The following is a 24487-nucleotide window of genomic DNA, read 5'->3' as shown; positions in this document are numbered from 1 at the left end:
GGCGTGAGCGGCAGCATCCGTTATGTCCCCGCGGTGCTCGCAGGCAAGGCCGCCCGTTTCGCCACGCGTCTGCGCGGCGGCGGGTCGGCCTTCCCGGGCTACCTCGCCAATCGGCTCGCGCCGACGCTGCTGAGCAGCCTGGCCGCGCAGTTTCCGTACGGGGTCGTCTTCGTCCTCGGCTCCAACGGCAAGACGACGACCACGCACATGGTCAGCGAGGTGCTGCGCGCCCACGGGCTGCGCGTGTTCACGAACCCGACGGGGGCCAACCTGCCGCAGGGCGTGACCAGTGCGCTGCTGGCCGAGGCCACGCCCACCGGCAAGGTGCGCGCCGACGTTGCCGTGCTCGAAGTCGACGAGGGGTACGCGGCGGAGCTCGCCGACATCCTGTCGCCGCGCGTCATCGTCGCGTTGAACGTGCAGGTCGATCAGCTCTATCGCTTCTACGAGACCGAGCGCGTCGCGGACATGATGCTGGATGCCGCGACCCGCGCCTCCGTGCGCGTCGTGGTCAACCGTGACGACCCGTATCTCAGCAAGATCGACGCGTCGGCCCTCCGGTCGCCGGTGTCGTTCTTCGGTGCCTCGACCGAGGTCGTCGCGGCATCCGCGCACGGCCTGAACAACGCGGCCGACACACGCAGCGGCACAGTGGGAGCGCTCGATCATCCCGCCGAGAGCGAAGTCACCGCGGTGGCCGGGCGCAACGTCGAGATCACGCTCGACGGCAACCCCATCTCCGTGACGCTGCCCGCTCGCGGGCTGCACTACGCGGTGGATGCGGCAGCCGCGATCAGCACGGCGCGCCATGTCCTGGGCGACGCCTTCCGCGCCGACGCGGCCGCTGCGGGCTTCTCGAAGATGACGCCGGCCTACGGGCGAGGTGAGCTGGTGCCACTGCGCCGCGACCGTTCGGGTGAACAGGTCGAGTTCGTGATGTTCAAGAACGGTCCCAGCCTGCAGCTCAACGTCGATGCGCTGGATGGCCCGCCGGAGCGCATCCTCATGGCCATCGACGAAGGCACGCCCGATGTGTCCTGGCTCTACGACGTCGATCTCAGCGCGTTCGACCACGTCGACGTCGTCACAGGGGAGAAGGCACACCAGATCGCGACGCGCCTCGCCTACGCGGGCATCCCGATCGGCGTGGTGGAACCCGATATGGAGAAGGCGGTCGAGCTCATGCGGGCATTCGCTCCCACCTCGGCCGGCCGCCAGATCTGGTTCGTGAACTACGAGCTCATGATGATCGGTCGCCGCATCCTCGGCTACGGCGACCAGGAGGTGGCTCGACGATGACGACGCTGCGAATCGTTCAGCTCTACCCCGATCTGCTGGGTGTCACCGGCGATCGTGGGAATGTGGAGGTGCTCGCGGCGCGCGCGTTACTCGCGGGTCACGAGAGCCAGGTGACACTCGTCGGCCTCGGTGAAGACGCGCCGACGGAAGCCGACATCGTCGTGATCGGCAACGGTCCGCTGTCGGCGCTGCGCGTTGTGCGTGACGACCTCGAGAGCCGTCGCGACTGGCTGGCAGCGCTCGTCGCAGCGGGCACGGTCGTGCTCGCCGTGGGCGGCGGATCCGAGCTGCTCTCGGAGGGCATCGACCTCGTCGACGGCAGTCATCTCGACGGACTGGCACTCATCCCTGCTCGCGTGGGCCGCACGAAGCAGCGGCGCGTGGGCTATGTCGTCGCCGACACCGTCGACGGAAAGCTCATCGGATTCGAAGACCACGCGTCGCTGTGGCGCCTGGGCGATCCCGGCATCGCGTACGGCACCGTGACCGCCGGCAATGGCGGCATCCAGGGCGGTTTCGAGACGGTCCGCATGGGCTCCATCTACGCGACGAACGTGCAGGGCCCGGTGCTGCCGCTGAACCCGGCGCTCGCGGACGCACTGCTCGCTCAGGCGTTCGTGCGTCTCGGCGCCGCGTACTCTCCGGGACCGGCGCATGCCGAGATCGACGCTCACGCCCTCGCGGCGCGTGCAGAGATCGAGCGCCTGGCTGTCGACAAGCGCTTCACCGCCATCCAGCTCTGACCGCATGAGCGACGACGGCGCACCCGTGGCACGCATCCGGACGTCGGCCATCGTGGCCAACGTCCGGATGGCAGGTCTCACCGCACCGGTCGTCGATCTTCGCCGCGACGCCTACGGACACGGGCTCATCCATGTTGCCGACGCGCTACGCGCGGGCACGGATGCCGTCCTTCTGGTCGACGAGACGGCCGAGCTGGCTGATCGCGATCGGACGGTGACGGCCGGACCCACGACCCTTGCGCCCGATGTCGTGTTCGGGTGGGAGCACACTCTTCCGGCCATGACGCTCGTGGGCACCGTCCTGTCCACCAAGGCTCTGCATGCCGGCGAGGGCGTCTCTTACGGATACATCCACCGCGCGTCGGAGGACACACGCGTGGCGCTCGTCACCGGCGGCTATGCGCAGGGCGTGGTGCGCGAGCTCGGCAATCGAGCGCACGTCGTCATCGGCGATATCGCACATCCGATCGTCGGCCGCGTGGCGATGGATGTGTGCGTCGTCGACATCGGCGACGCGTCCGTCGCTCGAGGCGAGCGCGCCGTCTTCTTCGGCGACGACGGCCCACGCGTGGCTGACTGGGCGTATGCGACCGGATGGCGGGCCGACGAGATCGTGACCGCGGTCGGATTGCGAGCCCGTCGGGAGGTGGCGACGTGAGTTCTGTGCTGCACGTCGACCTCGATCGACTCGCGCGCAACATCGATGTCGTGCGCGCCCGGGTGACACCGGCCGCTCTCATGCTCGTGGTCAAGGACGACGCGTACGGGCACGGTGTGGCAGAGGTGGTCCGCCGCGCCGTCGCCGAGGGCGTCCACTGGATCGGCGCCTTCGACGTCGCGACGGCGCTCGAGGTGCGGCGGGCCGTCGGGCAGGAGCCTCGTGTCTTCGTCTGGATGATCGCGGGCGAGAGCGCGATCCGCTCGGCGCTCGATGCCGATCTCGACCTCGGCATCGGCGATGCGGACCTTCTCGAGGAAGTGGCGGAGGTCGCTCGCATGCGGGGCTGTCGTGCCCGCATCCATCTGAAGATCGACACGGGTCTGCACCGCAACGGCATCCGACCCGAGGAGTGGACGGATGCCGTGAGCCGCGTCGTCGCGCTGGCGCGTGAGGGCGTCGTGGAGCTGACCGGCGTGTGGAGCCACATCGCCGAGGCTTCGGACGAGGAAGACGATCTCTCGCGGGCCGCCTTCGAGCAGGCGGTTGCGGCCGTAACCGCTGCGGGATTCGACCGTCCGCTCCGCCATCTCGCCGCGAGTGCCGCGTCGTCGGCCCGCGCGGAGTTCCGATACGACCTCGTTCGTGTGGGGGCGTTCTGCTACGGAATCCGCCCCGCCGGCGGCCCGGCCGACGCCGAGCTGGGGATCGCACCGATCGGCTCGTGGGAGGCAGAGGTGCTCTCCGTGGACGGCGACCGGGTACGCATCGATGCGGGAGCGCTGGACGGGCTGGTGTCGGCGCTGGCGGGGCGCGTCGACGTCGCGACGCCCGCGGGGCCTCGGCGTCTGGTGGCGGTGGACGGCGTGAGTGCAGCCGTCAGCGGATGGGACGGTGCGCGCGTGGGCGATGTGGTGCGCATCTATGGCGCGGATGCGGCGAGCCCCACCGATCTGGCCGAGGCGATCGGCACGATCGGTGAGGAGATCGCGCTGCGGGTATCGCCGCTCGTGGAGCGGCGATACCGCTGAAGCGGGTCAGACCGCGTCGACGAGGCGCGCGGTCTCGTCGTGCCAGCTGGTGGCGACGGCGCGAAGCTTCTCTTCGTACTTGCGGCCGTGGTGCGCGCAGAACAGCAGCTCGCTGCCGTTGACCTCGGCGGCGATGTAGGCCTGCGCTCCGCACGAGTCGCAGCGGTCGGCCGCGGTCAGCCGGTGTTCCAGTACGGCGGACTGCTCGGTGGGTGTCGACGTCGTGCTCATCGGAGACCTCCTCGGTGCGTCGGGCGGGTACGGATATGACATGTAACCATGCGCGCCTGTGACCCATGCCCGCTGTGCCGCGCGTTTCGCTGACCGCGTACGGCGGCCCCGGTGGTGTCGTGTCTGTGCAGAGCCGTGGGGGTGGCCCCGGATACCCTTGAGGATTGTGACTGCCGAGTACTCCGCCCATCATCTGCAGGTCCTCGAAGGGCTCGAGGCCGTGCGCAAGCGGCCGGGCATGTACATCGGCTCCACCGACTCCCGCGGGCTCATGCATTGCCTCTGGGAGATCATCGACAACTCCGTCGACGAAGCCCTCGCCGGACACGGTTCGCGCATCGACATCCTGCTCCACGCGGATGGCAGTGTCGAGGTACGGGACCGGGCGCGCGGCATCCCCGTCGACGTCGAACCGCGCACGGGGCTGACCGGCGTCGAGGTCGTCTTCACGAAGCTGCACGCCGGCGGCAAGTTCGGAGGGGGCTCGTACGCCGCATCCGGCGGTCTGCACGGTGTCGGCGCCTCCGTCGTGAACGCGCTCTCGGAGCGTCTGGACGTCGAGGTCGACCGCGGCGGCAAGACCTACGCCATGTCGTTCCATCGGGGCGAGCCCGGCACGTTCGCCGGCGATTCGCCGGACGCGCCGTTCACTCCCTACCAGCGCTCGTCGGAGCTGCGCGTCGTGGGCAAGGCACCGCGAGGAGTCACCGGCACCCGCATCCGCTATTGGGCGGATCGGCAGATCTTCACGAAGGACGCGACGTTCGGGCTCGACGAACTCGTGCAGCGCGTGCGCCAGACCGCCTTCCTCGTTCCGGGGCTGGAGATCGTGGTCGACGACCAGCGCGGCGAGGAGCGCGTCGAGACCAGCTACCGGTTCGACGGTGGCATCTCCGAGTTCGCCGACTTCCTGGCACCCGATGCGCCGATCACCGACACCTGGCGTCTGACCGGCGAGGGCACCTTCACCGAGACGGTTCCCGTGCTGCAGCCTTCGGGCGCGATGGTGCCGACCGAACTCGAGCGCTCGTGTGAGGTCGACGTCGCGCTGCGCTGGGGAACGGGCTACGACACGACGATGCGCTCGTTCGTGAACATCATCTCCACCCCGAAGGGCGGAACGCACCAGGCGGGCTTTGAAGCCGGCCTGATGAAGGTCATCCGCAGCCAGGTCGAACAGAACGCCCGTCGGCTCAAGGTTGGCAACGACAAGCTCGAGAAGGACGACATCCTCGCGGGACTGACGGTCGTTCTCACCGTGCGACTGCCGGAGCCGCAGTTCGAGGGCCAGACGAAGGAGATCCTCGGCACGCCGGCCGTTCGGCAGATCGTCGCCAACGTGGTCTCGCGCGAGCTCACCGCGAAGTTCACCTCCACCAAACGCGACGACAAGAACCAGACCGCGCAGCTGCTGGAGAAGGTCGTCTCGGAGATGAAGGCGCGTATCTCCGCACGCACGCACAAAGAGACGCAGCGTCGGAAGTCCGCTCTTGAGTCTTCGTCCCTGCCCGCGAAGCTCGCGGACTGCCGCACGAACGAGGTCGCCGACTCCGAGCTGTTCATCGTCGAGGGCGACTCTGCCCTCGGTACCGCGAAGCTGGCCCGCAACAGCGAGTACCAGGCTCTGCTGCCGATCCGAGGCAAGATCCTCAACGTGCAGAAGGCATCGATCAGCGACATGCTGTCCAATGCCGAATGCGCCGCGATCATCCAGGTGATCGGTGCAGGGTCCGGCCGCTCCTTCGACATCGACGCCGCGCGTTACGGCAAGGTCATCCTGATGAGCGACGCGGACGTGGACGGCGCCCACATCCGCACTCTCCTGCTCACGCTCTTCTTCCGTTACATGCGTCCGTTGGTCGAAGCCGGACGTGTCTACGCCGCCGTGCCTCCGCTGCACCGCGTGGTCGTGATGAACCCGGGCACGAAGCCCAATGAGACGATCTACACGTACAGCGAGAAGGAGCTGCACGCGCTGCTCGCGAAGCTGCAGAAGGCGGGCAAGCGCTGGCAGGAGCCTGTGCAGCGGTACAAGGGTCTGGGCGAGATGGACGCCGACCAGCTTGCGACCACGACGATGGACCGTGCCGGTCGCATGCTCCGTCGCGTGCGCGTCGAGGACGCGGATGCGGCGAACGCGGTCTTCGAGCTTTTGATGGGTAACGAGGTCGCCCCGCGCCGCGACTTCATCGTGACCTCGAGCGACCGGCTCTCCCGCGAGTCCATCGACGCCTGACCCGCCGCATCCATCCGCCGGCTCCTTCGCCCGTCCCGCGAGACTGCATTTCGGCCACGAGATCACGGGTATTACCCGTGATCTCGTGCGGTGAATGCAGTCTCGCGGTGAAGGAGCGCGGTCAGGCGATGGCGGTGCCGACGGCGCCGATCACGTCGTCGAACGGTTGACCGGATGCGTCGCGCTTCGCGCCCGCCTCGGGAAGCGTGCGCACGGCCCCGTCGGGTCCGACGGCGCGGGGCTGGTCGCCGACCCACGCGAGCATGAGGGTGTCTTCGCCCTTCAAGAAGCGCTGCGCACGCACCCCGCCGGTCGCCCGACCCTTCGCGGGGAACTCGGACAGGGCTGACACCTTTCCGCTGCCGCCCGCCGTGCCGGCGAGCGCCTGAGACGAGTCCGCGATCGTCACGACGACGGACTCTTCGGATGCGGCTACGGCCGTGAACATGATGACCTTCGCGCCGTCGGCGAGGCGGATGCCGGCCATGCCACCGGCACTCTTGCCCTGGGGGCGCACCGTGGACGCATCGAAACGCAGCAGCTGCGCGTCGGAGCTCACGAAGACGAGCTCGACGTCGTCCGAGGCCAGTGCCGCGCCGACGACGCGGTCGCCGGGCTTCAGGGCGATGATCTCCGCATCCGGCTTTCCGGGCGCGAGCTCGGTGACCGCGACGCGCTTGACGACACCCTGGGCCGTGCCCAGCGCGATCGGGGCGGGCGCGTCGAGCGGGACGAGAGCGAGCACGTGCTCGTTGGCGGGGAGACCGAGGTACTGGTCGGCCTTCGCACCCGCCGCGGGCTGCACGCTGTTGCCCGGCACGGAGGGGAGGTCGACGGGGGAGAAGCGCACGAGGCGTCCGGCGCTGGTGACGGCTCCCACATCGCCGCGGACCGACGCATCCACCGCGCTGCGGATGGCGTCGTGCTTGCTGCGGCGCGCGGGCGGCACGATGCCGCCGTCGAGCGCATCCGCGACGAGTTCGGCGCGCAGCATCCGCCCGGTCGCCGTGAGGAACACGCGGCACGGAGCGTCGGCGATCTGCAGATCGGCCGCAGCCGCCGCCTTCGCGCCGCGGGGTGTGACCGGTCCGCCGTTGAGCAGCAGAGTGCGCCGCGGCGTGCCGTAGGTGTCGGAAGCCGCCTCGAGCTCGCGCGCCACCTGGGCGCGCAGGAGCACATCGCTGCCGAGCAGTTCTTCGAGGGCCGCGATGTCGGCGCGCAGCTGGTCGCGCTCGGTCTCGAGCTCGATGCGCGAGAACCGGGTGAGACGGCGCAGGCGCAGCTCGAGGATGTACTCCGCCTGCAGCTGGGAGAGGTCGAACACCTCGATCAGACGTGTGCGCGCCTGCTCGCTGTCGTCCGAGGAGCGGATGACCTGGATGACCTCGTCGATGTCGAGGATGGCGATGAGCAGGCCCTCGACGAGGTGCAGTCGCTCCTGCTTGCGCGCCAGACGGTACCGGCTGCGGCGCGTGACGACCGAGATCCGGTGGTCGAGGTACACGCGAAGCAGCGGCTTGAGTCCCAGCGTCTGGGGCTGGCCGTCGACCAGGGCGACGTTGTTGATGCCGAAGGAGTCCTCGAGGGGCGTCAGTCGGTAGAGCTGGTCGAGGACGGCCTTCGGATCGAAGCCCGTCTTGATCGTGATGACCAGGCGGAGGCCGTGATTGCGGTCGGTGAAATCCGCCACATCCGCGATGCCGGTGAGCTTCTTCGCGTTGACCGCATCCTTGATCTTCTCGATCACGCGCTCGGGACCCACCATGTACGGCAATTCGGTGACGACCAGGCCGGTGCGCCGGGGGCCGAGCGACTCGACCGACACCTTCGCCCGAGTGCGGAAGCTTCCGCGTCCGTGGGCATAGGCGTCCTTGATGCCGTCGAGACCGACGATGACACCGCCACCCGGGAGGTCGGGGCCGGGGACGAACTCCATGAGCTCTTCGAGGGTCGCGTCAGGGTTGTCGAGCAGGTGGATGGCGGCCGCGACGACCTCGTTGAGGTTGTGCGGCGCCATGTTCGTCGCCATGCCGACGGCGATGCCGGTCGTGCCGTTGACGAGCAGATTGGGGAAGGCGGCGGGGAGGACCTCGGGCTGCTGGAACTGGCCGTCGTAGTTGGGGATGAAGTCGACGACGTCCTCGTCGAGGTTCTCGGTGAGCGCAAGCGCGGCCGGCGCCAGACGCGCCTCGGTGTATCGAGCCGCGGCCGGGCCGTCATCGAGGGAGCCGAAGTTGCCGTGCCCGTCGACGAGCGGCACCCGTAGCGCGAAGTCCTGCGCGAGGCGCACGAGCGCGTCGTAGATGGGTGAGTCGCCGTGGGGATGCAGCTTGCCCATGACCTCGCCGACGACGCGTGCGCTCTTCACATGTCCGCGGTCGGGGCGCAGCCCCATGTCGGCCATCTGGAACAGGATGCGTCGCTGCACCGGCTTGAGTCCGTCGCGCGCGTCCGGGAGGGCACGCGAGTAGATGACCGAGTACGCGTACTCGAGGAAGGACCCCTGCATCTCGGCAGACAGGTCGATGTCTTCGATGCGGCCTTCCTCGGCGGGCGCAGAATCGGACGTGGCTCGGGACATGCAGAACACCTCGGGTCGGAAAGGGCCTGGCGCGGGTATGCGAGACTGGGCCCGATGACCCTCAGCCTACCGGCGGACCCCTCCGGCGCCCCGAGGCTCACCGGTGTGCTACCCGACGCGGTCGCGGCCCTCGACGCAGGCTCGACCCGCTGGCCCTCCGTGCAGAGCCTCATCGTCTTCGTCGTCGACGGACTCGGCGCCGCCAACCTCGCCGAGAACGTCGCCTATGCGCGGTTCCTCGCGGAACATCGCGGCAAGAAGCGCGTCGCGACCTCGGTATTCCCGAGCACGACGGCGGCCGCCCTCACGAGCCTGCTCACCGCATCCGAGGTCGGCAAGCACGGACTCGTCGGCTACCGTGCGCGCGATCCGCTGACGGGGCTCGTGCACAACCAGCTCACGGACTGGGGCCCTCGCGCGCTCGACCCGCTCACGTGGCCTCAGATCGCCCCGCTGAGCGCGACCGACGCGGCGCACCGCTGGGTCGTGGCCTCGAAGCCCGAGTATGCCGGCACGGGCTTCACCGAAGCCACGCTCCGCGGGGCGGAGAACTTCGGTGAGAAGCGGCTTGACGATCGTGTCGAGCGTGCCATCACCGAGGCGCGCAGCGCACCGGGGACGATCGTCTACCTGTACGCGCCCGAGCTCGACTCGGCCGGCCATCGGCACGGCGTCGCCTCAGATCGGTGGACCGCCGCCCTCGAGGCCGTGGATGCGGCAGCGCGCCGCCTGCACTCGGGCGCCGGTGCGGGTGTCGGGGTGATCCTCACCGCTGATCACGGGATGGTCGACGTCCCGAGACACCGTCAGATCGTCATGACGGAGGGCGACCCCCGACTCGAGGCGGCTGCCGCGATCGCCGGGGAACCGCGGATGCTGCATCTGTACGCACATCCCGGCGGCGAAGCGTCCTTGATCCGTGCCTGGCGTGAGGAACCGGCGGCCTGGGTGTTCACTCGAGAGGAAGCGATCGCCGCCGGGCTGTTCGGGGGCTCCGTCTCCGCCGCGGTCGCCGCGCGCATCGGCGACGTGATGGTGGCTGCACGCGGGCGCGTCGCCTACTACGACGGCCGGCTCGCCGACACATCGGCGCAGCACATGGTGGGTCAGCACGGCTCGCTCACCACAGAAGAGCGTGTCGTCCCCCTGATCGGACTGGGGGGCTTCGCCGGCTGAGAGCGCTCAGCTCTCGTCGGAGCGGGCTCCGAAGACGATCTCGTCCCAGGAGGGCATCGACGTCCGCCCCTTGCGGCGTCCGGTGTCGGAGGCGGGTTCGGTGCGGGAAGCCTCCGCGGGTGCGGAGTCGTTCGTCTCGGTGTATCCCGGCTCCAAAGCATCGAAGAGCGCGACAGGCGACGGTGCGCGGGTCGGCTCCTCGGAGGTCTCTGCGGTGGGAGCGGCCGTGCGCTGACCGCGTCGGCGGCGCAGCGCCTCCAGGAGATCCGCTGTCTCGGCGGAGGTCTGCACCGCATCGGGCGCGCGTTTGATCGCGGCATCCTGCACGGCGGGGCTCGCCGGTGCCGGCAGGGTCGGGCGTTCCGTCGCGTCGTGGCGGGGGCCGAACGCACCGCTGTCGAAGCGCGTGTCGTCCTTGATCCCCGGGGTGTCGAGTGCGCGCAGGCGCGGGATGAGTCCCTCGGGAAGCGAACCCTGACGGGAGAGCTGCGTGGCATCGGCGTTCAGCGGCGACAGCGAGCTGCGGCGGGGCTCGAAGCTCCAGCGCGCGTCGCGCTCGACATCACCGGCGACGAAGCCCAGCTTGACGACCCACCCGGTGGGTTCCTTCCAGCTGGTCCACCGCTCGCCGGTCGCGCCCGCTTCCGCCAGCTTGGCGCGCACCGCGTCGCCGAAGCTGGTCTGGTTGTCGCCGTCGAAGTCGGATCCGAGCAGGACGGGAACCGCGAGCGCCTGTCCGACGATGAACTCGCGTTCGGCGAGCACGGGCGGCTCGAACCGGACGACGTCCTCGAGAGTCGCTCCGAGCACCTCGGCGACCTCGCGTGCCGACAGGCCTGCGCGGATCTGCGCCTGGATCTCGCGGGGGCTGGGGCGATTTGCCTTGGCGGGCTCCTCGCGCTCCTTGCGCGCCCGACGAAGCTCTGCGCGCAGCACGTCATCGATGGCCAGGGAGTAGCGCTGCCCGGACTCGGTGGAGACCACCAGCACACCGTCTTCGGTGCCGATCACTCTGAGTTGTTCCATGCGACACACGCCTCCCATCTGCCGTGTGGGCCCATGCTGACACAGGGCGTCGCCGCGGGCGGGAATATCCAGGGCGTGGCGCGAGTTTCGATGCGTGCCGACCCCGATGAGAGCACCACGCATCCGCATTTGCTAAATGCCACCCGGTCATGCAAACTATCGCCGCCTGCCCGACGGCGGGAGATCCACAACGCGACAAGAGACACGAGAAGAATGGCTACGGACTACGACGCCCCCCGCAAGACCGAAGACGACAGCGAGTCCATCGAAGCGCTCAAGGAGCGCGTTCCGGACAAGATGTCCGGGGCCGTCGACGTCGAAGACGCCGACAACCCGTCGGGCTTCGAGCTGCCCGGCGCCGACCTTTCGGACCTTGAGCTCGACGTCGTCGTGCTCCCCGCGCAGGAGGACGAGTTCACCTGCGTCAGCTGCTTCCTGGTGAAGCACCGCTCGCAGATCGACCACGAGGAGTCGCTCGGCGCTATCTGCGTGGAGTGCGCTGCCTGACCTGCGCTCTGCGCACAGCCGCGGCGAGTCGGTCGGGGGTCCGAGAGGACACCACCCACGCCGGTGTCGGATCGTCCGCATCCTCGACAGGAATGACGACCGCCCCACCGATTCCGCCGCGCACCAGCATCCATGACCGAGGGTCGGCATCCCGGCCACGCGCGAACCGCGCGTTTTCGCCTGTGTAGGCGACCGGCTCTCCCAGAAGGTCGACCGGGATGTGGGCACGACCCGCGCGAAGCTCTCCTTCGCTGACCTCGACGCGAGGCGCGGATGCCATCAGTGCCCAGATGATCAGCGCCGCGACCGCGGCACCGGCCACCAACGCGATCGTGGTGTCGACGGGCGAGAGGGCGAGCGCCACCATGGGAGCGCAGACCGCGGCGGCGACGAGCGTCCACAGCGAGGGGCTCAGGCGTTCGCGATAGACGACGTCGGAAGTCATGTTCTGCATTACCCTCGTGAGGTGGCCGAAAGCGTGGACATCCCCATTATCGCGCCCGTCGTCCCTGCGTTCGCTCATCCGGGCGACGCCGGGGCAGACCTGATCGCCGCAGAGGGGGTGCGACTCGGACCCGGCGAGCGTGCGCTCGTGGGAACCGGTGTGCGCATCGCGCTGCCCGAAGGGTACGCGGCCTTCGTCATGCCCCGTTCCGGGCTTGCGGCCAAGCACGGGGTCACCGTGGTCAACGCGCCCGGGACCGTCGATGCGGGCTACCGCGGCGAGATCAAGGTCGCGCTCTTGAACACCGACCGCGCCGAGACCTACGAGGTGTCGGCGGGGGATCGGATCGCGCAGCTGGTGGTTCTTCCTATCCCGCCGGTTCGCTTCCTCCCGGTCGATGAGCTGCCCGCCAGTGTGCGCGGCGAAGGGGGCTTCGGCTCCACCGGATACGACACTTCTGCGAGGACGACCCGATGACCGACGCATCTCTGGAACCGAGCGGCAAGAGCGCTCCGATCGACCGCGAAACCGCGGGACCTTTCGACGAGTCGGAAGTGAACCCGGTTCGTCCCTACATCGACCTGGGCGCGATCAAGGTGCTTCCCCGAGAGGGACTCAACCTGCGGCTCGAAGTCGAGGAGCAGACCAAGCGCATCGTCGCCGTCGGACTCGACTACGCCGACTCGACACTCCAGGTGCAGCCTTTCGCCGCACCCCGCTCGAGCGGGCTCTGGGAGGAGACGCGAGAGCAGATCCGTCAGCAGGTGCGTCAGCAGGGCGGCCGGGTCGAGGAGCGGGAAGGCCCGCTCGGTCCGGAGCTCCTCGCCGAGGTTCCGGTCGTCGTGGCCGGTGACGCCGGCAGCGGCGCCAAGCGACTCGCGCGCTTCGTCGGCGTCGACGGGCCCCGCTGGTTCCTGCGCGGCGTGATCGGGGGAGCAGCGACGTCCAACGTCGAAGCCGCGGCCCAGATCGAGGATCTGTTCCGCTCGCTGGTGGTTGTGCGAGGCGGTACGCCGATGCCCCCGCGCGATCTGATCCCCCTGAAGATGCCAGCGACCCCGGGCGCGGCGTGAGCTCCGACGAGACGCACGGCGAACGTCCCTCGCTCGAGCCACCGGTGCCCGCCGAGCCCCGCGCATCCGAGCTCATCGGTTCCGCGCTGGGTGCGGCCGCGCGTCGCGCGGGGATGGATCCTGCGCAGGAAGCGAGCACCGGTCACGTCGTGTGGCACGCCATGGGCGGTTGGCGCGGTGTCGTCGAGTCCGTGCTCCCGAGCCTCCTTTTCGTCATCGTCTACACCGCGACGACGAACCTCGTTCTCTCCCTCGCGACCTCCGTCGGCATCGCCGTCGTGTTCACCGTGGTGCGCTTGCTGCAGAAGTCGCCGGCAGCCGCCGCGCTCGGCGGACTCGTCGCCGCCGGTGTTGCCGCTGTTCTGGCGCTGATCACGGGCAATCCGTCCGACAACTTCGTGCCGGGGCTGCTGACGAACGCCGGTTACGGTCTGGCGATGCTCGTCTCCGCACTCATCGGCTGGCCGATCATCGGGTTGGCAGCCGGTTACATGCTGGGCGAGGGCACCTCATGGCGGCAACTCAAGGCGAAGCGCCGCGCCTACTTCTGGCTCACCATCGCCTGGGCGGCGCTCTTCTTCGTGCGGTTGGCGGTGCAGCTTCCCATCTACTTCTCGTCGCTCGATCCGGTGAATCGGGAGAGCGCGGTGGCGCTGCTGGGAACCCTCAAGATCGCCATGGGGCTGCCGCTGTTCGCGCCTCTCGTGGCCGTCACCTGGCTGACCGTCCGCGCCGTGCACGCGCGGGCCTCACAGGGCGGCGCGCCCGTCGAGGAGTCCGACGCCCGGTGATACTATTTATCTCGACATCGAGATAAATTTCCGGGCGACGGGGTAAGGCTTACCTTCCTAGCAACCCCTTCCGGACGCGGGGAAGATGGGCAGATCGGGCCCCGCGACGACGCCCGTGAACGCCGACGAAGGAGACAGACGTGTCCACGGTTGACAGCTTCGGTGCGAAAAGCACCCTGACGGTCGGCAGCACCGACTACGAGATCTTCCGTATCGACACGGTCGCCGGTTACGAGAAGCTCCCCTTCAGCCTCAAGGTGCTCCTGGAGAACCTGTTGCGCACCGAAGACGGCGCCAACGTGACCAAGGAGCAGATCCAGGCGCTCGGGTCCTGGAACCCGGATGCGGAGCCCGACACCGAGATCCAGTTCACGCCCGCGCGCGTCGTGATGCAGGACTTCACCGGCGTGCCCTGCATCGTCGACCTCGCGACGATGCGTGAGGCCGTGACCGCCCTCGGCGGCGACCCGAACCGCATCAACCCGCTCTCTCCGGCTGAGATGGTCATCGACCACTCCGTCATCGCCGACCTGTTCGGCTCCGAGAACGCCCTCGAGCGCAACGTCGAGATCGAGTACGAGCGCAACGGCGAGCGCTACCAGTTCCTTCGCTGGGGCCAGACGGCCTTCGACGACTTCAAGGTGGTACCGCCGGGCACCGGCATCGTGCACCAGGTGAACATCGAGCACCTCGCCAAGGTCATCTACGACCGCACGGTCGACGGTGTCCTGCGCGCTTACCCCGACACGTGTGTCGGCACCGACTCGCACACCACGATGGTTAACGGCCTGGGCGTGCTCGGCTGGGGCGTCGGTGGCATCGAGGCCGAGGCCGCCATGCTCGGTCAGCCCGTCTCCATGCTCATCCCGCGCGTCGTGGGCTTCAAGCTCACGGGCGAGATCCCCGCCGGTGTCACCGCGACCGACGTCGTCCTGACGATCACCGACATGCTGCGCAAGCACGGCGTCGTCGGCAAGTTCGTCGAGTTCTACGGCGAGGGTGTCGCCTCCGTCCCGTTGGCCAACCGCGCCACCATCGGCAACATGAGCCCGGAGTTCGGCTCCACGGCCGCCATGTTCCCGATCGATGACGTGACTCTCGACTATCTGCGTCTCACCGGACGCAGCGACGAGGCGATCGCCCTCGTCGAGGCGTACGCCAAGGAGCAGTCGCTCTGGCACGACCCTTCGCGCGAGCTGGTCTTCAGCGAGTACATGGAGCTCGACCTCGCGACCGTCGTCCCCTCGATCGCGGGCCCCAAGCGTCCCCAGGACCGCATCCTGCTCTCCGAGGCGAAGGCGCAGTTCGAGAAGGACATCCTCAACTACGCGACCGCCTCCACGTCGGACTCGATCGTCGACCTCGAGGGCGACCAGTCCTTCCCCGCATCCGACCCCGGTCCCGTGCCCGGCGACGAGCACGTGCACACGGGCGAGGTCCTGATCTCGAGCGGCGGGCCGGCGGCGGCGTCCAAGCCCGTGAAGGTCACGCCTGCTGAGGGCGCGCCCTACATCCTGGACAACGGCGCGGTCACCCTCGCGGCGATCACGTCCTGCACCAACACCTCCAACCCCTCGGTGATGATGGCGGCGGGTCTGCTCGCGAAGAAGGCCGTTGAGAAGGGCCTGACGCGCAAGCCCTGGGTCAAGACCACGCTCGGCCCCGGCTCGAAGGTCGTCACCGACTACTACGAGAAGTCGGGCCTCGACAAGTCGCTCGAGGGTCTCGGCTTCTACACCGTCGGTTACGGCTGCACGATCTGCATCGGCAACTCGGGCCCGCTCATCGAAGAGGTCTCTGAGGCCATCAACGAGAACGACCTCGCCGTGACGGCCGTCCTCTCGGGCAACCGCAACTTCGAGGGTCGTATCAGCCCGGACGTGAAGATGAACTACCTCGCGTCGCCGCCCCTCGTGGTGGCCTACGCGCTGGCGGGTTCGATGAACTTCGACTTCGACAACGACCCGCTCGGTAAGGACCAGAACGGCGAGGACGTGTTCCTCAAGGACATCTGGCCCTCCACCGAAGAGGTCCAGGCCGTCATCGACACCTCGATCTCGCGCGAGCAGTTCATCAAGCAGTACGCGACCGTCTTCGACGGCGACGACCGCTGGCGGAACCTACCCACGCCCACCGGCCCGGTGTTCGAGTGGGATGCGGACTCCACCTACGTGCGCAAGGCGCCCTACTTTGACGGCATGTCGATGGAGCTGACCCCGGTCTCCGACATCACCGGCGCCCGCGTGATGGCGACTCTGGGTGACTCGGTGACCACCGACCACATCAGCCCGGCAGGAAACATCAAGGCGGGCACCCCCGCCGCGCAGTACCTGACCGAGCACGGCGTCGCGCAGAAGGACTTCAACTCCTACGGCTCGCGCCGCGGGAACCACGAGGTCATGATCCGCGGGACGTTCGCGAACATCCGCCTCAAGAACGCGATCGTCAGCGCAGTCAACGACGGCGCCGTCGTCGAGGGCGGCTACACGCGCGACTTCACGCAGCCCGGTGGTCCGCAGTCGTTCATCTACGACGCCTGCCAGAACTACGCCGCGCAGGGCACGCCTCTCGTCGTGTTCGGCGGCAAGGAGTACGGCTCCGGCTCGTCGCGCGACTGGGCGGCCAAGGGTACGAGCCTCCTGGGCGTGAAGGCCGTCATCACCGAGAGCTTCGAGCGCATCCACCGCTCGAACCTGATCGGCATGGGCGTCGTTCCGCTGCAGTTCCCCGAGGGTGAGAGCTGGTCCTCGCTCGGCCTCGACGGCACCGAGATCGTCTCGATCACGGGCCTGGAGAAGCTCAACGAGGGCGTCACGCCCAAGACGGTGACCGTCACGGCCGAGCCGAGCGAGTTCTCGCCGGAAGGCAAGCAGACGATCACGTTCGAGGCGAAGGTGCGCATCGACACCCCCGGCGAGGCGGACTACTACCGCAACGGCGGCATCCTGCAGTACGTGCTGCGCTCGCTCGTCTGAGCGTTCGCACCGCAGACGGGTCGGTCCTGGCAAGGGACCGGCCCGTCTTTTGCTGCAGCGGCTAACCTGTGGAGATGAGCCGGATCTTCGCGACGCCGTTCGCCGACATCTACCCGCTCTACGTGGCGAAGATCGAGCGGAAGGGGCGCACGAGCGCCGAGCTCGATGAGGTCATTCGATGGCTCACGGGGTTCGAGGACGGGGAGATCGCCCGTCACCTCACCGAACGGACGAGCCTCGAGGACTTCTTCGCCCAGGCTCACCTGAACCCGCACGTCGATCGGATCACCGGCGTGATCTGCGGCATTCGGGTGGAGGAGATCGACGACCCTCTGATGCAGCAGATCCGCTATCTGGACAAGCTCGTCGACGAACTCGCGAAGGGGCGCCCGATGGCGAAGGTGTTGCGGCAGGAGCCCGCGGACGCCAGGGGGGGCCGACCATGACCGCCTCGCCCGAGAGGAAGGGATACGATATGTCGCTGTTGTCCCAGGTGACCCAGCCCAGCGATCTGCGCACCCTCACGACCGCTCAGCTCGAGGAGCTAGCGGGCGAGATCCGCGCCTTCCTCATCGAGAACGTCGCCCGCACGGGCGGGCATCTCGGCCCGAATCTCGGGGTGGTGGAGCTGACGATCGCTCTGCACCGCGTCTTCGACTCCCCGAACGACCCGATCGTCTTCGACACGGGGCACCAGTCGTACGTGCACAAGCTGCTCACCGGGCGGCAGGACTTCTCGGCGCTGCGCTCGCGCGGCGGCCTGGCCGGTTATCCGCAGCGTGCGGAGAGCGAGCACGACATCGTGGAGTCCTCTCACGCCTCGAGCTCGCTCAGCTGGGCGGACGGCATCTCCCGTGCCTTCGCGCAGACGGGGCGTCGGGACCGACACGTCGTGGCCATCGTCGGAGACGGCGCGCTCACCGGCGGCATGACCTGGGAGGCGCTCAACAACATCTCCGACGACAACGACCGCAACCTGGTCATCGTCGTCAACGACAACGGCCGTTCCTATGCGCCGACGATCGGCGGGATGGCGCGTTACTTGAACCGCGTACGCACCGCCGACGCCTACCAGAGCCTGCATCGTGGGTCACGGAATCTCATCACCCGTCTCGGGCCGGCCGCACGAGCGTTCTACCGTGGTGTACGCGGCGGCACCCGCGGGTTCCTCTCGAGGTTCACCAACAACGAGGCGCTCTACTCGAATCTCGACATCAAGTACCTGGGCCCGATCGACGGTCACGACATCCGGGCGCTCACAGAGACGCTCGAGCTCGCGAAGAACTACGGCGCCCCCGTGATCGTCCACACGATCACGGAGAAGGGCCGCGGCTACCAGCCCGCCGTCGACGACGAGGCAGACCAGTTCCACGCGGTGGGCCGCATCGACCCGGTGACGGGTGCGACCCTCGGCGCCGACGCGGGAACCGCGTGGACGGACGTGTTCGCGGAGGAGCTCACACGCATCGGGGCGGAGCGACCCGACGTGATCGCCGTCACCGCCGCCATGCTGCGCCCGACGGGTCTCCTGCCCTTCGCGCAGCGGTTCCCCGACCGGGTCTACGACGTCGGCATCGCCGAGCAGCACGCGGCCGCATCCGCGGCGGGTCTCGCCTATGGCGGGCTGCACCCCGTCGTGGCGATCTACGCGACGTTCATGAACCGCGCCTTCGACCAGGTGCTGATGGATGTGGCATTGCATCGCGCCGGCGTCACGTTCGTCCTCGACCGCGCCGGGGTCACGGGTCCCGATGGCCCGAGTCATCACGGCATCTGGGACCTCGCGATGCTGCAGCTCGTGCCCCGCATCCGCATCGCCGCTCCACGCGACGCGACGCGGCTGCGTGAGGAGCTCGCGGAGGCGGTGGCGGTCCCGGATGCGCCCACCGTGCTGCGCTATCCGAAGGGAGCCGTGGGCAAGGAGCTTCCCGCCGTCGAGCGTCTGGACGACGGCGTCGACGTTCTCGTGAAGCCCCAGGCGGCCGACGTGCTGATCATCGGCATCGGACCGATGGCGCACACAGCCGTGGAGGTCGCCGACCGACTGTCCGCGCAGGGCATCGGCGCGACAGTCGTCGATCCGCGCTGGGTCGTTCCCGTGGCCGGCTCTCTCGTCGAGTTGGCCGCCGCGCACCGACTGGTGATCACGATCGAGGACGGCATCCGGGTGGGCGGCATCGGCACCCGCATCCGCCAGGTGCTCCGTGAGAACGGGGTCGATACGGCTGTCGACGAGCTCGGAGTCCCGGACGAGTTCATCGACCATGCCTCCCGCGACCAGATCCTCGTGGATGCCGGACTCACCGCCGCCAAGATCGCGCAAGACGTCGTCGCGCAGGTGCTGGGCACCCGGATCCCCGTCGCTCGAGGATCGAAGGATGCGGCGGATCTCCGTATCCCGGACGACGAAGGCGTCGGCTCGCACAAGGCGTGACGCGCCGGAACGACGAAGGGGGTGGCCCACCGATCGGTGAGCCACCCCCTTCGTCGTTCGTCAGTCGCCGACGCCGCGGATCGGGGGATTGTGGAACGTCGCGCCGAACACGCGCTCCGAGGCGCCCTCTCGATCGAGGTAGGGCGATGCTCCGCCGTCGATGAACGGCCAGCCCGCGCCGAGGATCAGGCACAGATCGATGTCCTGCACCTCCGGCACGACCTCGTCGTCGAGCATGATGCGGATCTCCTGCGCCAGGCCGTCCTGCACGCGGCGGAGGATCTCCGCCTCCGCGACGGGCGTCGTGCCCACGGCGGGCTTCAGCACCTTCTCCGCCGCCTTCGTCCAGCCGGTGACCCGCCCGTTCTTGTCCTTCTCCACGATCTCCGACAGCTCGGCGAGCTTGTGAAAGTTCTCCGACGCGAAGAAGCGGTCGGGGAATGCGTGCGCCATCGTGTCCTGCACGTGCGCCGCCACCTTCCAACCGACGAGATCGATCAGCTGGAACGGTGTCATCGGCAGGCCGAGGGGGGCGAACGCCTTCTCGACGGTCAGCAGGGGCGTGCCCTCGTAGACCGCGCGCGCTGCTTCGCCCATGACCTTGGCCAACAGTCGATTGACGACGAAGCCGGGAGCATCGGCAGTCAGCACCGCGTTCTTGCCGAGGCCCTTGGCGACGACGAACGCCGTGGCCAACGCCGCATGCGAAGTGGCTTCCGTCTTGACCACCTCGATGAGCGGCATGACGGCGACCGGGTTGAAGAAGTGGAAACCGACCAGCCGCTCGGGGTGGGCGAGCTTCGACCCGATCTCGGTGACCGACAGCGATGAGGTGTTCGTCGCGAGGATCGCGTCGTCGGCGACGATCGCCTCGATCTCCGCGAACACCTGCTGCTTGACGCCGACCTCCTCGAAGACCGCCTCGATGACGAAGTCGCAGTCCGCGTACTGCGACTTGTCGGTCGTGCCGGTGACGAGCCCGCGCAGCTGGTTGGCGGCGTCAGCGTCGAGCCGACCCTTTGCCTCGAGCTTGCCGATCTCCTCGTGGATGTGCGCGACTCCCTTGTCCACTCGTGCCTGATCGATGTCGGTGATCAGTACAGGCACCCGGAGCTTGCGCACGAACAGCAACGCGAACTGGCTGGCCATGAGGCCCGCGCCGATGACGCCGACCTTGGTGACCTTCTTCGCGAGCGTCTTGTCGGGTGCGCCGACCGGGCGCTTGGCGCGCTTCTGCACGAGGTCGAACGCGTACATCGACGCCGCGAACTGGTCGCCGACGACGAGGTCGGCGAGCGCGTCGTCCTCGCGCGCGAAGCCTTCGGCCTTCGTGCCGCCCTTGGCCTTGTCCAGCAGCTCGAGAGCCACATAGGGAGAGCGCGGAACGGTGCCGATGCGGCTCTCGAGCATGCCGCGCGCCATCTTGATCGCGATGGGCCATTTGGTGAGGCGCTCGATCTTGCCGGGCTCGTTCTTGCGTTCCACCCTGATCGCGCCGCCGATGACACCGTCGGCCCAGATGAGCGACTCCTCGAGGAAGTTCGCCGGCGAGAAGATCGCGTCGAACATGCCGAGCTCGTATGCCTGGCGAGGCTTGAGAGTGCGGTTCTGCTTCAGCGGGTTCGAGATGACAACCTCGAGCGCCTTCTCGATGCCGATGAGGTTCGGGAGCAGGTATGACCCGCCCCAGCCCGGGATGATGCCCAGGAACACCTCGGGCAACGCGATGGCCGCCGCGGACGCATCGACCGTGCGGTAGGTGGAGTTGAGTGCGATCTCCACGCCGCCACCGAGCGCCAGACCGTTCACGAAGGCGAAGGAGGGCACTCCGAGCTCGGAAAGGCGGCCCAGCACCTGATGACCGCGCTGCGCGATGAGCTTGGCGGCTTCCCGGGAGGGGACCTTCGAGACATCGGAGAGGTCGGCGCCTGCGGCGAGGATGTACTGCTTGCCCGTGATGCCGACGGCATGGATCTCGCCCGCGGCGGCCCGCGTGGCGAGCGCCGTGAGCGTGTCGCCGAGCTCCTTCAGGGTCGCCGGCCCGAGCGTGTTCGGTCGTGTGTGATCCCGGCCGTTGTCGAGCGTGATGAGGGCGAGCACCCTGCCGGAGGGCAGCCGGATGTCGCGCACGGGGGAGTGAGTGACCACTTCGTCGCCGCTGAACTGGTCGAGCGGGGAGAAATCGATCGCGTCGTAATCGGTCATGGTCTCACTCACTTCCGCTTCTTGCCGTCGAAGTACGGGTTCTCCCAGATGACCGAGCCGCCCTGCCCCAGCCCCACGCACATCGCCGTGAGCCCATAGCGGACATCGGGCCGTTCGCGGAACTGCGCGGCGAGCTGGATCATCAGGCGTACACCGGATGCGGCCAGCGGGTGGCCGAGGGCGATGGCGCCGCCCCAGGGGTTCACACGCGGGTCGTCGTCGGCGATCCCGAAGTGATCGAGCAGCGAGATGACCTGGATCGCGAACGCCTCGTTCAGCTCGAACAGGCCGATGTCGTCGATCGTCAGCCCCGCCTTGCGCAGCGCCTTCTCGGTCGCCGGAATCGGGCCGATGCCCATGATCTCGGGCTGCACGCCGGCGAAGGCGAAGGAGACGAGACGCATCTTGGGCTGCAGGCCCAGCTCCTTCACCGCGCCGCCGCCGGCCAGCAGACCCATCGTCGCGCCGTCGGTGAGCGGCGACGACGTGCCGGCCGTCACGCGGCCGTGAGGCCGGAACGGGGTCTTCAGAGTAGCCAGCTGCTCGAGCGTCGTCTCAGGGCGGCGTCCTTCGTCCTCGGTCGCCAGGCCCCACGCTCCTTCGCCGTCCTTGATGGCGACCGGAACGAGGTCGGGCTGGAACTTGCCGTTCTCGTACGCCGCCTGCGCCTTGTGCTGGCTGAGCATGCCGAACATATCGCTGCGCTCGCGCGTCAAGTGAGGGAAACGATCGAAGATGCGCTCCGCGGTCACGCCCATGTTCAGCGCGCCCGGGTCCACCATCCGCTCGGCGACGAATCGCGGGTTCGGGTCGGCGTTGGCCCCGATGGGGTGACGCCCCATGTGCTCCACGCCTCCGGCGAGAGCGACGTCGTACATGCCGACGCCGATCGAGCCCGCCATCGTGGTGACGCTCGTCATCGCTCCGGCGCACATGCGGTCGATCGCGAAGCCGGGGACCGTCATCGGCAGGCCCGCCAGGATCGCCGCCGAGCGGCCGAGGGTCAGGCCCTGGTCGCCGGTCTGGCTGGTCGCGGCGATGGCGACATCGTCGATGCGGTCCGCGGGGACCTTCGGATTGCGCTCCATGACGCCGATGATCGTCTTGACCACCAGATCGTCCGCGCGGGTGTTCCAGTACATGCCCTTCTCGCCGGCGCGCCCGAAGGGCGTACGCATGCCGTCGACGAAGAAGACGTCCGAAATCTCGGCCACTCTGCCTCCAATGATCGGGGTTTCCTCCAACGTAGGAGGGGCTCGTGGCCGGAAAAAACCGGTTGGATCGAACCTACGAAGCGTTCTCCGCCGCGTTCTCGACCGATTGCACGGAAGCCACAAAAGCATCGGCGATCACCTGTGCGGTCTCTCGCACTTGCCAGTGGCGAGCGCCGAGCGCCAGCAGGGCCGCTCCCACCGTGTCCGCGTCGATCGGGGTCGGCGGCTCCCACGCCACGCGTCGCAGGAGTTCGGGCGTCAGCAGATTCTCCGTCGGCATCGTCAGCTCTTCGGCACGCGCCTCGACGAGTGGGCGCGCGGCCTTCAACCGGGCGTCGGCCTCGGGGTTGCGGTCGACCCACGCGCGGGGCGGAGGCAGCGCGTCGCTGCCGACGCGCTCGAGGGGGAGATCCGTCGTCGCGCGCCCCTGCTCGATGGCTGCCCACCAGCGATCGAGCTCGGACCGGCTGGCGCGACCGGTGAACTCCTTCACGGCTGCGAGGGCGCGCTTGCTCTCGGGGGCGGCCGCGACAGCCGCCACGAGCGCGCGGTCGGGTACCAGCCGTCCCGGTGACACATCCTGCGCGACGGCGAGTTCCTCGCGTGCCTCCCAGAGCGCGCGCGCCACGGCGAGGTTGCGTCGCCCCCGGAGCGTGTGCAGCCCGCTCAACCGCCGCCACGGATCGGTGCGCGGCGGCTTCACCGGCCGGTCGAGCACGGCTTGGAACTCCTCCTCGGCCAGTGCCGTCTTGCCCTGCTCTGCCAGCTCCGACACGAGCGCGTCACGCACGTCGATCAGATGCAGCACATCCAGTGCGGCGTATTCGAGCCAGGACTGCGGGAGCGGACGCGTCGACCAGTCCGCCGCGGAGTGCGCCTTGGCGAGCGTGATCCCGAGCGTGTCCTCGACGACAGCCCCGAGCCCCACGCGCGCGTGTCCGAGAAGCCGTGACGCGAGTTCCGTGTCGAAGATGCGAGGCGGCTCCAGTCCCAGTTCACGCAGCGAGGGAAGATCCTGGCTGGCGGCGTGGAGCACCCAGTCCGCCGTGCCGAGAACAGCCTGCAACGGGGAGAAGTCGGAGAGGGCCGGCGGGTCGATGAGGAACACACCCGACCCGCGTCGATAGATCTGCACCAGGTAGGCGCGTTGGGAGTAGCGGAAGCCGGATGCGCGTTCCACGTCCACAGCGAACGGACCTTCACCCTCGGCGAGTCTCTCGATCGCCGACGTGAACTCTGCTTCGTCGGCGATGACGGAGTACTCAGGCACGGGATGAACCCCTTCCCCGGATCTGTGCGATCCCTTCCGAGCCGGGTGGGAGCCCGGCGAGCATGCATACCAATTCTGCCCACGCTTCCACGTGCCGTTCGATCTCGCCCTCCGGAGACCACGACGCGCGCAGCTCGATCTGGGCGCCGTCTCCCTCCGCCGCGAGCGAACCGAACCCCTTGGAGAGTGTCTTCGTGGCGGTGCCGGATGCGGCGTGGTAGCCGGCGCCGCGCGTGTGCAGCGCGTCGACGAGCCACGACCAGGCGACATCCGCGACAAGCGGGTCCGCGCCGATCTCGGCGTCGAGAGGCGCTTGCGCGAAGCACACGATGCGCCACGGCGAGTCCCAGGGCTCGGGCTCACTCGCGTCGTGCAGGAGGAGGAAGCGACCCGTGCCGAAGGCGGACTCGTGCTCGCCGGGTTCGGGGCGCACATCTCCTGCCAGTGCGAACGAGGCGGGGGCGATTCCCGACGGGGCGGGAATCTGACGCACGACGAGGTCCTCGCGAAACGACACCTCGAGGATCCGCGCGACGGCGTCATCGAGTGCAGACGCGGGTGCGGCTGGGTCGGAGGGCACGGCGACAGACTA

General features: G+C 68.6%; 21 protein-coding genes. 13 read left to right on the top strand and 8 right to left on the bottom strand.

Annotated features, from left to right (window positions below; all coding sequences use genetic code 11):
• Positions 1 to 3 precede the first annotated feature (3 nt).
• Genes KYX17_RS16090 through KYX17_RS16075 form a run of 4 tightly spaced genes read left to right on the top strand, consistent with a single transcriptional unit; the run spans position 4 to position 3731 of the window.
• Positions 4 to 1299, top strand: coding sequence for a MurT ligase domain-containing protein (locus KYX17_RS16090; RefSeq protein ID WP_243227941.1), 1296 nt, complete (start codon positions 4 to 6; stop codon positions 1297 to 1299).
• Positions 1296 to 2042, top strand: a complete 747-nt coding sequence (locus KYX17_RS16085) for a glutamine amidotransferase (protein ID WP_243227940.1) — start codon at positions 1296 to 1298, stop codon at positions 2040 to 2042. Before KYX17_RS16090 ends, KYX17_RS16085 begins: the two co-directional genes overlap by 4 nt.
• Positions 2043 to 2046: 4 nt before the next feature.
• Entirely contained in the window at positions 2047 to 2700 is a 654-nt protein-coding gene (locus KYX17_RS16080) for an alanine racemase (RefSeq protein WP_243227939.1), read from the top strand.
• The gene (locus KYX17_RS16075; RefSeq protein WP_243227938.1) at positions 2697 to 3731 is read left to right on the top strand and encodes an alanine racemase; all 1035 of its coding nucleotides are present in this window, start codon (positions 2697 to 2699) and stop codon (positions 3729 to 3731) included. The genes KYX17_RS16080 and KYX17_RS16075 overlap by 4 nt, the downstream gene beginning before the upstream one ends.
• A gap of 6 nt (positions 3732 to 3737) precedes the next feature.
• Here KYX17_RS16075 and KYX17_RS16070 read toward each other — a convergent pair whose 3' ends face one another.
• The gene (locus tag KYX17_RS16070) at positions 3738 to 3962 is read right to left on the bottom strand and encodes a hypothetical protein (protein WP_137416902.1); all 225 of its coding nucleotides are present in this window, start codon (positions 3960 to 3962) and stop codon (positions 3738 to 3740) included.
• Positions 3963 to 4128: 166 nt separating this feature from the next.
• Here KYX17_RS16070 and KYX17_RS16065 point away from each other — a divergent pair, with 166 nt between their 5' ends.
• On the top strand, positions 4129 to 6198 hold the full coding sequence (locus KYX17_RS16065) for a type IIA DNA topoisomerase subunit B (protein WP_374208961.1): 2070 nt from the start codon (positions 4129 to 4131) through the stop codon (positions 6196 to 6198).
• A 121-nt stretch (positions 6199 to 6319) separates the two neighbouring features.
• Here KYX17_RS16065 and KYX17_RS16060 read toward each other — a convergent pair whose 3' ends face one another.
• Positions 6320 to 8779 (bottom strand): DNA topoisomerase (ATP-hydrolyzing) subunit A, encoded by a 2460-nt coding sequence (locus KYX17_RS16060; protein WP_243227937.1) that lies wholly within the window; start codon positions 8777 to 8779, stop codon positions 6320 to 6322.
• A 54-nt stretch (positions 8780 to 8833) separates the two neighbouring features.
• Here KYX17_RS16060 and KYX17_RS16055 point away from each other — a divergent pair, with 54 nt between their 5' ends.
• Complete coding sequence (locus KYX17_RS16055; RefSeq protein ID WP_243227936.1) at positions 8834 to 9955, top strand: alkaline phosphatase family protein; 1122 nt, start codon at positions 8834 to 8836, stop codon at positions 9953 to 9955.
• Positions 9956 to 9961: 6 nt separating this feature from the next.
• Here the strand turns inward: KYX17_RS16055 and sepH are convergent, their stop codons facing one another.
• Positions 9962 to 10981 carry a septation protein SepH gene (gene sepH / locus KYX17_RS16050; RefSeq protein WP_243227935.1) on the bottom strand — a complete coding sequence of 340 codons (1020 nt, stop codon included), beginning with the start codon at positions 10979 to 10981 and terminating at the stop codon, positions 9962 to 9964.
• Positions 10982 to 11194: 213 nt separating this feature from the next.
• Between sepH and KYX17_RS16045 the strand changes: the two genes are divergently transcribed.
• Complete coding sequence (locus KYX17_RS16045) at positions 11195 to 11488, top strand: DUF4193 domain-containing protein (protein ID WP_137416906.1); 294 nt, start codon at positions 11195 to 11197, stop codon at positions 11486 to 11488.
• On the opposite strand, the gene KYX17_RS16040 is transcribed toward KYX17_RS16045, so the two are convergent.
• On the bottom strand, positions 11463 to 11933 hold the full coding sequence (locus KYX17_RS16040) for a DUF3093 domain-containing protein (protein ID WP_308220905.1): 471 nt from the start codon (positions 11931 to 11933) through the stop codon (positions 11463 to 11465). The genes KYX17_RS16045 and KYX17_RS16040 overlap by 26 nt on opposite strands.
• Before the next feature lie 21 nt (positions 11934 to 11954).
• On the opposite strand from KYX17_RS16040, the gene dut reads away from it, so the two are divergent.
• The 6 genes from dut to dxs all read left to right on the top strand — a co-directional run bounded on the left by dut (position 11955) and on the right by dxs (position 19206).
• Entirely contained in the window at positions 11955 to 12410 is a 456-nt protein-coding gene (gene dut / locus KYX17_RS16035) for a dUTP diphosphatase (protein WP_243227933.1), read from the top strand.
• Positions 12407 to 13006 (top strand): DUF3710 domain-containing protein, encoded by a 600-nt coding sequence (locus KYX17_RS16030; RefSeq protein WP_243227932.1) that lies wholly within the window; start codon positions 12407 to 12409, stop codon positions 13004 to 13006. The genes dut and KYX17_RS16030 overlap by 4 nt, the downstream gene beginning before the upstream one ends.
• A complete protein-coding gene (locus KYX17_RS16025; protein WP_243227931.1) occupies positions 13003 to 13797 on the top strand; it encodes a DUF3159 domain-containing protein in 795 nt (264 codons plus the stop codon). Before KYX17_RS16030 ends, KYX17_RS16025 begins: the two co-directional genes overlap by 4 nt.
• 140 nt (positions 13798 to 13937) lie before the next feature.
• The gene (locus KYX17_RS16020; protein WP_243227930.1) at positions 13938 to 16772 is read left to right on the top strand and encodes an aconitate hydratase; all 2835 of its coding nucleotides are present in this window, start codon (positions 13938 to 13940) and stop codon (positions 16770 to 16772) included.
• A 74-nt stretch (positions 16773 to 16846) separates the two neighbouring features.
• Positions 16847 to 17218, top strand: coding sequence for a DUF2200 domain-containing protein (locus KYX17_RS16015; protein WP_243227929.1), 372 nt, complete (start codon positions 16847 to 16849; stop codon positions 17216 to 17218).
• Positions 17219 to 17247: 29 nt separating this feature from the next.
• Complete coding sequence (gene dxs, locus KYX17_RS16010; protein ID WP_243227928.1) at positions 17248 to 19206, top strand: 1-deoxy-D-xylulose-5-phosphate synthase; 1959 nt, start codon at positions 17248 to 17250, stop codon at positions 19204 to 19206.
• A 60-nt stretch (positions 19207 to 19266) separates the two neighbouring features.
• Here the strand turns inward: dxs and KYX17_RS16005 are convergent, their stop codons facing one another.
• From KYX17_RS16005 to KYX17_RS15990, 4 genes are all read right to left on the bottom strand, one after another.
• Positions 19267 to 21411 carry a 3-hydroxyacyl-CoA dehydrogenase NAD-binding domain-containing protein gene (locus KYX17_RS16005; RefSeq protein WP_243228215.1) on the bottom strand — a complete coding sequence of 715 codons (2145 nt, stop codon included), beginning with the start codon at positions 21409 to 21411 and terminating at the stop codon, positions 19267 to 19269.
• Between the two features lie 8 nt (positions 21412 to 21419).
• Positions 21420 to 22625, bottom strand: a complete 1206-nt coding sequence (locus KYX17_RS16000; protein ID WP_243227927.1) for a thiolase family protein — start codon at positions 22623 to 22625, stop codon at positions 21420 to 21422.
• Positions 22626 to 22698: 73 nt separating this feature from the next.
• Positions 22699 to 23895, bottom strand: coding sequence for a ribonuclease D (locus KYX17_RS15995; RefSeq protein ID WP_243227926.1), 1197 nt, complete (start codon positions 23893 to 23895; stop codon positions 22699 to 22701).
• Positions 23888 to 24475 (bottom strand): DUF3000 domain-containing protein, encoded by a 588-nt coding sequence (locus KYX17_RS15990; RefSeq protein ID WP_308220904.1) that lies wholly within the window; start codon positions 24473 to 24475, stop codon positions 23888 to 23890. Before KYX17_RS15990 ends, KYX17_RS15995 begins: the two co-directional genes overlap by 8 nt.
• Between the last annotated feature and the right edge of the window lie 12 nt (positions 24476 to 24487).

It is taken from the genome of Microbacterium sp. CIAB417 (genome assembly GCF_022788845.1).
Note: the sequence above shows the minus strand (reverse complement) of the source record. Positions and strands in the feature narration are given on the sequence as shown.